Here is a 12284-nt window from a genome sequence, read left to right on the forward strand (position 1 = left end):
ATCAGGCTGCCAGCCCGCGCCCTTTCAGCAGCGCCTCGACCCCCGGCATCTTTCCGCGGAAGGCCATGTAGAGCGTCTCGGCCTCGTCCGAGCCGCCGCGCGACAGGATGTGCTGTTCCAGCCGCTCGGCCATGGCCGGGTCGAAGGCGCCGCCGGCCTCCTCGAAGGCGGCAAAGGCATCCGCATCCATCACCTCGGACCACATGTAGGAATAATAGCCGCTGGAATAGCCGTCCCCGGCAAAGACATGCGCGAAATGCGGCGTGGCGTGGCGCATGGTGATCGCCCGGGGCATGCCGATCCCCTCCAGCACCTCGGCCTGTTTCTGCATCGGGTCCGCCGGCGGCGGGCCGGAATGGAATTCCAGATCGACCAGCGCCGAGCCCACGTATTCCACCGTCTGGAACCCCATGTCGAAGGTCGCCGCCGCCAGCACCTTGTCGAGCAGCGCCTGCGGCATCGCCTCGCCCGTCTCGGCATGGGTGGCGAACTCGGCCAGCACCTCGGGCACTTCCAGCCAGTGCTCGTAGAGCTGGCTGGGCAGTTCAACGAAGTCGCGCGCCACCGAGGTGCCCGAGACCGAGCCGAACTCCACATCCGACAGCATCTGGTGCAGTGCGTGGCCGAATTCGTGGAACAGCGTGCGCGCATCGTCATAGGACAGCAGCGCCGGCTTGCCCGAGGACGGCTTGGAGAAGTTGCACACATTGACCACGATGGGCGTCTCGACGCGCGGACGACGCGCCTGCGTGCGGAAGGCCGAGCACCACGCGCCCGAGCGCTTGGAGGACCGCGCGAAGTAATCCGCGATGAAGACGGCCAGGTGCGTGCCGTTGCGCGTCACCTCCCAGGCGCGGCAATCGGGATGGTAGAGCGGCACGTCCAGCGCACGGAATTCCAGCCCGAACAGGCGGTTGGCGCAGGCGAAGGCGGCCTCGACCATGCGGTCGAGCTGCAGGTAGGGTTTCAGCTCGGACTCATCGAGATCATGCAGCGCCTGCCGGCGCTTCTCGGCATAGTAGCGCCAGTCCCAGGGCTCAAGCGGGCCGGTGATGCCGTCGGCGCGCAGCATCTCCTCCATCTCGGCCGCGTCCGATAGGGCCTGCGCGCGGGCCGGTTCCCAGACCGCCATCAACAGCGCGCGCACGCGGTCGGGCGTGCCGGCCATCTCGGTCTCCAGCTTGTAATGCGCGAAATCGGGATAGCCCAGCAACTGCGCGCGCTCGGCGCGCAGGGCCAGCACCTCGGCCGCGATGCCGCGATTGTCGGTCTCGCCGCCATTCTCGCCGCGCATCACCCAGGCGCGCCACGCCTTTTCCCGCAGGTCGCGCCGGGGCGAGAACTGCAGGAAGGGCGTGATGAGCGAGCGCGACAGCGTCACGCGCGGCCCCTCGGCCCCGGCCGCCTCGCCCGCCGCGCGGGCGGCGTCGACGACAAAGCCGGGCAGCCCCTCGAGATCGGCCTCGGAGAGCGGCAGGAACCACTCCGCCTCGTCCTTGAGCAGGTTCTGCGTGAACTGCGTGCCCAGCACGGCCAGCCGCGACTTGACCGCGCGCATGCGCTCGGCCGCGTCGCCTTCCAGCGCCGCACCCGCCCGGACAAAGCCGCGATGCGTCAGGTAGAGCACGCGCGCCTCCTCGGGCGACAGATCCAGCGTGTCGCGCCGGTCCCACAGCTCCGAGATGCGCGCAAAGAGCGCCCGATTGGCATAGATGGCCGAGCTGTGCGCCGCCAGTTTGGGCGAGACATCGCGCTGCAGCGCCTGCCGCGCGGGGTTGCTGTCGGCGCCGGCGAGGTTGAAGAAAACGCCCAGCACCTTGTCCAGCGCGGCACCCGCGCCTTCCAGCGCCACGATCGTATTCTCGAAATCCGGCGGCTCGGGGGTGTCGGCGATCGCCTCGATCTCGGCCATGTGCTCGGCCAGCGCCGTGTCGATGGCGGGGGCGAAATCGGCGTCGTCGATCGCGTCGAAGGGCGGCAGGTCGAACGGGGTCTGCCAGTCGGCCAGTAGCGGGTTGGTCATGGTTGTGCTCTCCTCTGCCGGGGCCGCTGCGCCCCGGGCTGTCATTATGTGTCGCGCCGGGATCAGGCCGCCCCGCAGACCGGGCAGTCCTGGCGCCGGCGCAGGGTGATCTTGCGGGTCTCGCCCCAGAGCGCGTCATAGATGATCATCTCGCCGCGCAGCACCTGCCCGACATCGGCGATCAGCTTGATCGTCTCCACCGCCATCATCGAGCCCACAACGCCGGGCAGCGGGCCCAGCACGCCGGCCTCGGCGCAGGTGGGGGCCAGCCCGTCGGCCGGGGGCTCGGGGAAGATGCATTGATAGCAGGGCGCGTCATGGGCGGGGTCAAAGACGCTCACCTGCCCCTCCCATTGCGCCAGCGCGCCCGAGACCAGCGGCTTGCCCTGCGCCACCGCCACCCGGTTGGTCAGGTAGCGGGTCTCGAAATTGTCCGTGCCGTCGAGGATCACGTCATATTCCGCGAAGAGGTCGGCGGCGATCTCCTCGGTCAGGCGGCGGTTGTAGGGGCGGATCTCGGCATAGGGGTTCTGCGCCTCCATCGCCTTCTGCGCCGAGAAGACCTTGGGCATGCCGATATGCGCGTCCACGTGGATCACCTGCCGCTGCAGGTTGCCGGGATCGACCACGTCATCGTCGATCACCCCGATCCGGCCCACCCCGGCGGCGGCGAGATATTGCAGCGCCGGCGCGCCCAGCCCGCCGGCCCCGATCACCAGCACGCTGGCCTGTTTCAGCGCGCGCTGCCCCGGCCCGCCCAGTTCGCGCAGCACGACATGGCGCGCGTACCGGTCAAGCTCGCCCGCGGCGAAGGGGCCGGTGGCGCCCGGCGACGGCGCGGCGGCGCTTTCCTGTTCGGTGGCGCGCGCGCGCAGCCGGCCGAGCCCCGCGCGGTAGAGCGCCACCAGCACGCCGGCCCCGGCCAGCATCAACCACGGCGCCGCGCTGCCGCCGGTCGCCGCGCGCAGCGCGTTGCCGTCGGGCAGGACCAGCTGGGCCAGCACCACCGCCAGCAGCAGCGCACCGACGCACATGGCCCGCAGGCGCTGCGGTGCCCCCATCACGCGGCCGCCGAACCAGATCAGCGCCGCCAGAGCCAGAACGAGAAGCATCAGGATCTCCCGGTCGAGCCGAACCCGCCGGCGCCGCGCGGCGTCCCGGGCAGGGTCTCGGCAATGGTGAAGGCGGCGCGGATCACCGGCGCCACGACCATCTGCGCGATCCGGTCGCCATGGTGCAGCGTGACCGGCTCGGTGCCGGCGTTCAGCAGTATCACGCCGAGCGGGCCGCGATAGTCACTGTCGATCGTGCCGGGCGCATTGGCCAGCGTCAGCCCGTGGCGCAGCGCCAGCCCCGAGCGCGGGCGCACCTGCACCTCATATCCCTCGGGGATGGCAAGGCGCAGCCCCGTGGGCACCAGCGCGCGGGCGCCGGGCGCCAGCTCCACGCGGCCCCGGTCGGGCAGGTTGGCACGCAGATCCGCGCCCGCGGCCCCCGCGCTGGCATAGGCGGGCAGGCCCAGCGCCCGGTCCGCGCCTTCCTCCCAACCGATCACGATCTCGACCATCCGGCCCCCTTCATATGCCTTTCGGTCCCGCGCCGCGGGCCCTTTTATTCCTGACCAAGACGTTCGCGAAGTCGCGCGGGTTCACCCTTTCGACAAGGCGTCGGCCATGCGCTCGGCCAAGCGCCGGGCGACAACGTCCTTGCCGGCGCGAGGCCATGGCTCCACCCCGTCGCCCGTGACCAGCAGCACGGCGTTCTCGGTCCCGCCCATGATCCCCGTCTCGGGCGAGACATCGTTGGCGACGATCCAGTCGCATCCCTTGCGCGCGCGCTTTGCCACGGCATTGGCCTCCACGTCATCGGTCTCGGCGGCAAAGCCGACGACCAGCCCGGGCCGGCCGTCCTGCAGATGCGCCACCTCTCGCAATATGTCCGGGTTCTCGGCAAATTCCAGCACCGGCAGGCGGCCATCCTGTTTCTTGATCTTCGAGCCCGATTCCGAGGTCACCCGCCAGTCGGCCACCGCCGCGGCAAAGACCGCCGCCGCCGCGGGCAGCGCGCCCATCACCGCCGCGCGCATGTCGCGGGCGCTTTCCACCTCGATCACCTGCACGCCCTGCGGGCGCGGCGCGGTCGCCGGCCCGGTGACAAAAACCACCTCGGCGCCGAGGTCCCGCAGCGCCTCGGCAATGGCGGTGCCCTGCGCGCCCGAGGAGCGGTTGGCAATGTAGCGCACCGGGTCGATGGGCTCATGCGTGGGGCCCGAGGTCACCACGATGCGCTTTCCCTCCAGCGGACCCGCCGCAAGCGCCTGCTGGATCGCGGCCACGATCTCGAGCGGTTCGGCCATGCGGCCGGGGCCGTATTCGCCGCAGGCCATGTCGCCGTCATTGGGGCCGGTCACGTGCACGCCGTCGCCCCCCAACATGGACAGGTTGCGCTGTGTCGCGGGATGCTCCCACATGCGCACGTTCATCGCCGGGGCGATCATGACCGGCGTGTCGGTTGCCATCAGCAGCGTCGTGGCCAGATCATCGGCATGACCCCCCGCCATCTTTGCCATCAGGTCGGCCGTGGCGGGGGCCACGACCAGCAGGTCGGCCACGCGGCTGAGCTGGATATGGCCCATCTCGGCCTCTTTGGTCAGGTCGAACAGCGCCCGGTGCACCTCTTCCCCGGCAAGCGCCGAGACGCTGAGCGGCGTGACGAATTCCTCGGCCGCACGGGTCATCACGGGCGTCACCGCGGCGCCGCGTTCGCGAAGGCGCCGGATCAGGTCCAGCGCCTTGTAGGCGGCGATCCCGCCTCCGATGATTAGCAGAATGCGTTTGCCCGCCAGCATGGCCCGTCCCCCGTTCGACGTCTGGCCAGACCCTAGACCCGGGCCACGCCGGGCCACAAGGGGCGGCGCCTAGTTGAACGCCGCGCAGGGATCGCCCCGCTCGACCGGGGGTGCACTTTCGATCACGTCAAAACCGCCCTCGGGTGCGCCGCGACCGGTTTCCCCCTGCCCCAGGGCAAAGATCCGGATCTTGGGCGCGGCGCGGGCCAGCAGCGCCGGCGCGCCCCAGTCCTTGCGGGCATGGCCGTTGCCGGTGATGACCGCGACCGGGCCGCCTGTCTCCTCGAACGCCTGAAGCGCCGCCGCGGCCAGCGTGCCGTCGCGCAGCCGCTGAATCTCTACCATCACGGGCAGCATCTCTTCGGGCATGGCGTTGCAATGGGCGGCCTGCTGGCCGTCGAGACGGGTCTGAAGCTCATCCTCCGGCAGCGGGCTGTCCAGCCCGAAGGCAGAGGCCTGTGCGCCGAACGTCGCCGCAAGCCCGGCCTGCATGACCTCTCCGGCTGCCTGCCGCGTGACGAGCGCGCCGTAATGCGCCGCCTCGGGGGCTGCCGCGAAGATCGGATAGTACATGAAGAAGTCGGGCCAGCCGCTCTCGGCCCAGCCCAGCGCCGCGCCCAGCGCGTCCTCGTCCGGCACGAGGTCTGGCGCGACCTGCCCGGCCTGCGCCGGGGTCAGCATTTCCCAGACGATGGCCGCCGGCTGGACCTCGGCCACGATCTCGGCCTGCCGTGCGTGATGGGCGGGGTTGTCATGCACCTCGCCCAGGAACAGCACGTCCGCACTGTCGTGACCGGCCGCGAGGGCCGGGCCCGCGACAAGGCAGGCCGCCAGGCACAGCCCCCTCATGCGAGGAAGTGCTGCACCTCGCCGGATTGCGCCTCCAGCGCCCGGCGCATCTTCTGGAAAGCCGCCGCTTCAAGCTGACGAACGCGCTCCTTGGACAGGCCCAGCTCTAGGCCCAGCGATTCCAGTGTGCGCGAGTCATCGCGCAGCTTGCGCTCACGGACGATGAAACGCTCACGCTCGTTCAGGGCGCCCATCGCCTCCAGCAACCATTCGCGCAGCTGGTCGGTGTCATGCGTGTTCTCGACCAGTTCCGAGGCCTGGTCCGAAGGGTCTTCCAGCGTGTCGATCCACTCGCGCCCCTCATCTTCGACCGACTGGGTGGCGTTGAGCGAGTAGTCCGAGCCGGAGAGCCGCCCCTCCATCATCTCGACATCGCGCAGGGGCACGCCGATCTCCATGGCGATCTTGTGGCGCAGCTGGTGGCCGTCCAGCTCCTCACCCGCTTGCGCGGCTTCGCGCTCGATCCGTGCCTGCACGCGCTTCATGTTGAAAAACAGCGACTTCTGCGACGAGGTCGAACCGGTGCGCACCATCGACCAGTTGCGCATCACGTAATCCTGGATCGAGGCCTTGATCCACCAGACCGCGTAGGTGGAAAAGCGCACGCCGCGGTCGGGGTCGAACTTGTCGGCGGCCTTCATCAGGCCCAGCCCGGCCTCCTGGATCAGGTCGTTCATCGGCGCGCCGTAGCGCTTGAACTTGGCCGCCATCGAGATCGCGAGGCGCATGTATGCGGTGATCAGACGGTGCAGGGCCTGCTCGTCCCGGTGGTCGCGCCAAGCATAGGCCAGTTGCAATTCCGTCTCAGCGTCGAGGAGTTCCGCCTTCATTGCCCGGCGGGAGAGGCTCTGGTCGTTGAACACGTCGAGTGCCATATTATTTCCCCTGTTTGCGCCCCCGTCTCCGGGGTATTTGCAGGGTATACGGACCGTCCGCGCATCCGGTTCACTCTTTTTTATGACTTGGTTTCGACATCCTTGCCGCTTGCCCCGTCACGCCCCGTGATCAGCCCCGTCACGAATGGGCATTTCCCCGCGCCCCGTGTCCCGGCTAGGGTTCGGCAACACCAAGCGCGGAGGCCCCGATGACCGACAATCCCGACACACTTTATATCGGCGACCGCTGCTATTCCAGCTGGTCGCTCCGCGCCTGGCTGCTCTTCGCGCGGTTCGACCTTGAGGTGACCTTGCGCGAGGTGGATTTCGCCAAGGCCGAGGTGGCCGCGCAGCTGGCCCATCTTGCGCCCGCGCGTACCGTGCCCACGCTGCACACGGGGGACGGACACCTGCTCTGGGACAGCCTCGCGATTGCCGAGGACCTGGCCGAGCGGTTTCCCGCGTCCGGGCTCTGGCCCGCCGACCGGGGCCTGCGCGCACTGGCGCGCAGCCTCGCGGCCGAGATGCATTCGGGCTTTGCCAGCCTGCGCGCCGAATGCCCGATGAACCTGCGCTGCGCCTATGCGGATTTCACGCCCAGCGACGAAACCCGCGCCGATCTCGCCCGGATCGAGACGCTGTGGTCACATGCGTTGGCGCGCTCGGGCGGGCCGTGGATGGCCGGCGCATATTCGGTGGCCGATGCGTTCTTTGCCCCCGTCGCCGCGCGGATCGCCGGCTACGGGCTGTCCGTCTCGGAGACGGCGCAAAGCTATGTCGACGCCCATCTGAGCGATCCTGCCTTTGTCCGCTGGCGCGCCGAGGGGCTGGCCACGGGGGGCGAGCTGCCCTGGTATCGGCGCGATTTCCCGCAAGTGCCCTGGCCCGGGCCGGAGTGAGCCGCCCCGTTTCCTAACGCCTTCAGGGTCGCGTTAACCGGTTGCTAACCACATTTGCGCCACCCTGCCCCCGGATCGGCAAGGGGACAACATGGTCGCGCAGGCCTACACGGTGGCGTTCGAAGGGGTGGAGGCCCGCCCGGTCGAGGTGCAATGCGCCGTGACCCCGGGCCTGCCCGCCTTCTCGATCGTGGGCCTGCCCGACAAGGCGGTGTCTGAGGCGCGCGACCGGGTGCGCACCGCGTTGTCATCGCTGTCCATCGCGCTGCCCTCGAAACGCATCACGGTGAACCTCTCACCGGCCGATCTGCCCAAGGAGGGGTCGCATTTCGACCTGCCCATCGCGCTCGGCCTGCTCGCCGCGCTCGAGATCATCCCCGCCGACGCGGTCGCGCAGACCGTCTCGCTGGGCGAGCTGTCGCTGGACGGCAATCTCGTTCCTGTGCTTGGCGCCCTGCCCGCCGCGATGACGGCCGCCAACGAGGATCGCGCGCTGGTCTGTCCCCGCGCCTCGGGCCCCGAGGCCGCCTGGGTCGGGGCCTGCAACGTGATCGGCGCTTCCAGCCTGCTGGAAATCGTGCGGCATTTCTCGGGCCAGCAGGTACTGGAGCCGGCGCAACCCGGCGAGGTGCTGGCCGATCCGCAGGCCCGCGACCTGCGCGACGTCAAGGGGCAGGAACGCGCCAAGCGTGCGCTCGAGATCGCGGCGGCCGGGCGGCACCACATGCTGATGGTCGGCACGCCGGGCTCGGGCAAGTCGATGCTGGCCGCCCGCCTGCCCGGCCTTCTGCCGCCACTCACCCCGGTCGAGGCGCTCGAGACCTCGATGATCCATTCCATTGCGGGGCTGCTGACCGAGGGCGGCATCTCGCGCACCCGCCCATTCCGCGAGCCGCATCACACCGCCTCGATGGCCGCGATCACCGGCGGCGGGCGCGGCGCCAAGCCGGGCGAGATCAGCCTCGCCCATCACGGCGTGCTCTTCATGGACGAGTTCCCCGAGTTCCCGCGCTCGGTGCTCGAAACCCTGCGCCAGCCGCTCGAGACCGGCGAGGTCGTGGTCTCGCGCGCCAATGCCCATGTGCGCTATCCCTGCCGCTTCCTGCTGATGGCGGCCGCGAATCCCTGCAAATGCGGCTATCTCTCGGATCCCGGCCGTGCCTGCGCCCGGGCCCCAGTCTGCGGCGAGGATTACATGGGCCGCATCTCGGGCCCGCTGATGGACCGGTTCGACCTGCGGGTCGAGGTGCCGCCGGTGGCCTTCACCGATCTCGACCTGCCTGCCACGGGCGAGACCTCCGAAACAGTCGCTTCGCGCGTCGCCACCGCAAGGCAGGTCCAGGCCGAGCGTTATGGCGGGGCCGTGCCGCGCACCAATGCCGATGCCGAGGGGCAGCAACTCGAAGCGGTGGCCCGCCCCGATGACGACAGCCGCGCCCTGATCGCGCGGGCCGCCGAGCGTTTCGGGCTCAGCGCCCGCGGCTATCACCGCGTGTTGCGCGTGGCGCGCACCATTGCCGATCTCGACGGGGCCGAAACGGTCCGGCGGCCGCATGTGGCCGAGGCGCTCAGTTACCGGCTGACGATGACGAAAGAGAGTTGAGCCACCCGTCCAGCGCCTTCAGCGTCTGGCGCGCCTCGGGCAGGAATCCGTGGAACAGCGGCCAGGCATGTGGCAGATCCCGCGCGATGCGCTCGGTCACATCGACCCCGGCCGCGCGCAACCGGGCGGCCATGCGGCGCGTGTCATCCAGCAAGAACTCGGTATCGCTGGCCGTCAGCCAGACCGGCGGCGCACCATTGAAGTCAGCGAAAAGCGGCGAGGCACGCGGATCGGCCGGGTCCTGCCCGGGCAGGTAGAGATCGACGATGTCATGGATGCGCGAGACGGGCAGCAGCACGTCGCTACCCGCATTGTCCCTGACGCTCGCCCCGGAAAACCCCAGGTCGGTCAGCGGCGAGAAGGCGAAGGCACCGAGCGGCGCAGGGCCGCCGCGGCGCAGGATCTCGGCAAGCACGGACAGCGCCAGCCCGCCGCCGGCGCTGTCCCCGCCCAGCACGACCCGGTGCCCCTGCGCCACCAGCGCGTCAAAGACGGCCAGCGCATCCTCTGGCGCCGCCGGGAACGGATGTTCGGGCGCCAGCCGGTACTCCGGCAGGCAGAGCGCCAGCCCCGCGCCAGTGGCGATCCGGGCCGCCAGTGCCCGGTGAGTGCGCGCCGAGCCCATGATGAAGGCCCCGCCATGCAGGTAAAGCAGAACCGGCGCGCCAGTCGGGCCGGACAGGTGCGTCGCCGGAACGCCCCCGATCGGCGCGCGCCGAAAGGCCATACCCCGCGGCGCGCGAAAGAGCAGCCCCGCCTTGCGGTCAAAGGCGCGGCGCAGGGCGAGAGGGTCCTGTGCCCGGGCCAGCATCGGCTTCTCGGTCCAGCGCAGCCAGAGGTTCAAAATCCGCCGCGTCAGGCTCACGCGCGTTTGGCCTCGATCGCCTGCCAGATCTTCTCGGCCACGTTGACGCCATCGAAGCGCTCCAGCTCCTGCAAGCCGGTGGGCGAGGTCACGTTGATCTCGGTCAGCCAGTCGCCGATCACGTCGATGCCGACAAAGACCTGCCCCTTCTCGCGCAGGGTCGGCCCGATGGCTTCGCAGATCTCGCGGTCGCGCTCGCTCAGCGCGATCTGCTCGGGACGGCCGCCCACATGCATGTTGGAGCGCACCTCGCCGGCCGCCGGCACCCGGTTGATGGCCCCGACCGGCGCGCCGTCGACAAGGATCACACGCTTGTCGCCCTTGGAGACGGCGGGCAGGTATTTCTGCACGATCAGCGGCTCGCGAGAGAAGCCGGTGAACAGCTCGTGCAGCGAGCCGAGATTGCGGTCATTGGCATCCAGCCGGAACACCCCGGCGCCGCCATTGCCGTAGAGCGGCTTGAGGATGACATCGCCATGGCGCTCCTTGAAGGCACGGATCGTGGCCAGGTCGCGGGCGATGGTGGTGGGCGGCGTGAGCTCGGGGAAGTTCAGCACCAGCAGCTTCTCGGGGAAGTTGCGCACCCAGAACGGGTCATTGACCACCAACGTCTGCCCGGCCAGCCGGTCCAGAAGATGCGTCGTGGTGATGTAATGCATGTCGAAGGGCGGGTCCTGCCGCAGCCAGACCACGTCCATTTCGGCCAGGTCCACCGCCACCCGCTCGCCCAGGATCGCCGGCGTCCCGTCCACGCGTTGCACCGTCATCCAGTGGCCGCGTGCGGTGATGCGCCCCTCTTCATAGGCCAGATCGTCCGGCGCGTAATAGAACAGCTGGTGCCCGCGCGCCTGCGCCTCTTCCGCCAGACGGAAACTGCTGTCGGCCTTGATGTCGACCCCGGTAATCGGGTCCATCTGAAACGCTACCTTCATCGCTGCCCCTGCATGGCTGTTCAACTCGGCCCATAGATGGCCGAACCCCGTGCCGGGCGCAATGGCGGCTAGATCCCGATGGCGTTCTCGATCACGCGGATGTCGCCGCGTCCGTCGACCAGCGCGACGTCGAACCGCATCGGCGTCAGCGCGCCGCGCGGCTCGGAGCCGGCGAATTCCTCGGCCGCCAGCTGCAGGCGCATCATCTGGCGCTGCGAGAGCCGTTCAGCGGCGCGCGCGAAATCGCGGCTTTTCTTGACCTCGACGAAGATCAGCCCGTCGCCATCCCGCGCGATCAGGTCGATCTCGCCGCCCGCGCCGCGCCAGCGGCGCCGCGCGATGGGAAAACCCCGCCTTTCGTAATCGGTCGCGATGGCCTGTTCCGCCGCGGCGCCGGCGAGATGCCCGCATTGTCCGCGCGCCCGACGCGGCGCCGCCCGATCTGTCGTGATCCCGACCATGATCATTCCTTTCCGTCGCTGTCGCGCTCGGCCGCCAGCCGCATGGCCAGCTGGTAGACCGGACGTCGCTTGACCCCGAGCTGGACCGAGACGAAATCGGCCGCATCGCGAACCGACATCCTGTCCAGCGCGGTCTTCACCGCCTGTTCTACGTCGGATTCCTTAATCTTTTCCGAATCCGACTTGCCGATCAGGACAACGATCTCGCCTTTCGGCGGGTCGCTCTCGCAGCTGGCGGCCAGCTCGGGCAGCGCCATGCGGCGGGTTTCCTCGAATTTCTTCGTTAGCTCGCGGCAGAGCGCGGCCGGGCGCGGCCCGAGGATCTCGGATGCGTCGGTCAGGAGCGCGGCCACGCGGCGGGGCGATTCGTAGAGCACCAGCGTCGCGTCGAGCTCGCGCAGACCCTCCAGCGCCTTGCGCCGCGCGCCCTGCGCATTGGGCAGGAAGCCCGCGAAATGGAAGCGGTCGGTGGGCAGCCCGGCCAGCGTCAGCGCCGCCACCACGGCCGAGGGGCCCGGCGCCGAGGTCACCGGGAAGCCCGCCTCGGTCACCGCGCGGGCCAGGTCGAAGCCCGGATCCGAGATCATCGGCGTGCCCGCCTCGGAGGCGTAGACCACCGACTGCCCCTCGGCGAGGGCCTGCAGGATCTGCGGGCGCATCCGCGCGCCGTTATGGTCGTGATAGGCGATCACGCGGCGCCCGGCGGGCGCGATGCCGTGGATCTCCATCAGCCGGCGCAGGCTGCGCGTGTCCTCGGCCGCCAGCAGGTCGGCACTGGCCAGCAGGTCCAGCGCGCGCAGCGTGATGTCGCGCGCATTGCCGATCGGCGTGGCCACGAGGTACAGCCCCGGCGCCAATTCGCCCTTGTTCGCAATCGCCACTGGTCGCCCCCTCTCCGCTTCTTTATGCTCCCGGCAAAGCGCGCGGTC

General features: G+C 69.8%; 12 protein-coding genes. 2 read left to right on the top strand and 10 right to left on the bottom strand.

Features of this window, described 5'->3' with window-relative positions:
• Position 1: 1 nt before the first annotated feature.
• From AVJ23_RS02350 to AVJ23_RS02375, 6 genes are all read right to left on the bottom strand, one after another.
• Positions 2–2023, bottom strand: coding sequence for a M3 family metallopeptidase (locus AVJ23_RS02350; RefSeq protein WP_058860531.1), 2022 nt, complete (start codon positions 2021–2023; stop codon positions 2–4).
• 62 nt (positions 2024–2085) lie between these two features.
• Positions 2086–3135, bottom strand: a complete 1050-nt coding sequence (locus tag AVJ23_RS02355; protein WP_058860532.1) for a HesA/MoeB/ThiF family protein — start codon at positions 3133–3135, stop codon at positions 2086–2088.
• Entirely contained in the window at positions 3135–3590 is a 456-nt protein-coding gene (gene dut, locus AVJ23_RS02360; RefSeq protein WP_058860533.1) for a dUTP diphosphatase, read from the bottom strand. The genes AVJ23_RS02355 and dut overlap by 1 nt, the downstream gene beginning before the upstream one ends.
• Before the next feature lie 81 nt (positions 3591–3671).
• Positions 3672–4871, bottom strand: coding sequence for a bifunctional phosphopantothenoylcysteine decarboxylase/phosphopantothenate--cysteine ligase CoaBC (gene coaBC, locus AVJ23_RS02365; RefSeq protein WP_058860534.1), 1200 nt, complete (start codon positions 4869–4871; stop codon positions 3672–3674).
• A 69-nt stretch (positions 4872–4940) separates the two neighbouring features.
• Positions 4941–5720 (bottom strand): ChaN family lipoprotein, encoded by a 780-nt coding sequence (locus AVJ23_RS02370; RefSeq protein ID WP_058860535.1) that lies wholly within the window; start codon positions 5718–5720, stop codon positions 4941–4943.
• The gene (locus tag AVJ23_RS02375) at positions 5717–6595 is read right to left on the bottom strand and encodes an RNA polymerase factor sigma-32 (RefSeq protein WP_058860536.1); all 879 of its coding nucleotides are present in this window, start codon (positions 6593–6595) and stop codon (positions 5717–5719) included. The genes AVJ23_RS02370 and AVJ23_RS02375 overlap by 4 nt, the downstream gene beginning before the upstream one ends.
• 209 nt (positions 6596–6804) lie before the next feature.
• On the opposite strand from AVJ23_RS02375, the gene AVJ23_RS02380 reads away from it, so the two are divergent.
• Together AVJ23_RS02380 and AVJ23_RS02385 are read left to right on the top strand one after the other, a co-directional pair.
• A complete protein-coding gene (locus AVJ23_RS02380; protein ID WP_058860537.1) occupies positions 6805–7494 on the top strand; it encodes a glutathione S-transferase in 690 nt (229 codons plus the stop codon).
• Between the two features lie 91 nt (positions 7495–7585).
• Entirely contained in the window at positions 7586–9097 is a 1512-nt protein-coding gene (locus AVJ23_RS02385; protein ID WP_058860538.1) for a YifB family Mg chelatase-like AAA ATPase, read from the top strand.
• Here AVJ23_RS02385 and AVJ23_RS02390 read toward each other — a convergent pair.
• The 4 genes from AVJ23_RS02390 to rsmI form a co-directional block, all read right to left on the bottom strand.
• Positions 9063–9962 (bottom strand): alpha/beta hydrolase, encoded by a 900-nt coding sequence (locus tag AVJ23_RS02390; protein ID WP_058860539.1) that lies wholly within the window; start codon positions 9960–9962, stop codon positions 9063–9065. The two genes, AVJ23_RS02385 and AVJ23_RS02390, sit on opposite strands and share 35 nt — an antisense overlap.
• Complete coding sequence (gene gshB, locus AVJ23_RS02395) at positions 9959–10894, bottom strand: glutathione synthase (RefSeq protein WP_058860540.1); 936 nt, start codon at positions 10892–10894, stop codon at positions 9959–9961. The genes AVJ23_RS02390 and gshB overlap by 4 nt, the downstream gene beginning before the upstream one ends.
• 68 nt (positions 10895–10962) lie before the next feature.
• Complete coding sequence (locus AVJ23_RS02400) at positions 10963–11355, bottom strand: YraN family protein (protein ID WP_058860541.1); 393 nt, start codon at positions 11353–11355, stop codon at positions 10963–10965.
• Between the two features lie 2 nt (positions 11356–11357).
• Positions 11358–12236, bottom strand: a complete 879-nt coding sequence (gene rsmI, locus AVJ23_RS02405; protein WP_240484490.1) for a 16S rRNA (cytidine(1402)-2'-O)-methyltransferase — start codon at positions 12234–12236, stop codon at positions 11358–11360.
• Positions 12237–12284 lie beyond the last annotated feature (48 nt).

The organism is Pseudoponticoccus marisrubri, assembly GCF_001482405.1.
Lineage (GTDB): Bacteria > Pseudomonadota > Alphaproteobacteria > Rhodobacterales > Rhodobacteraceae > Pseudoponticoccus > Pseudoponticoccus marisrubri.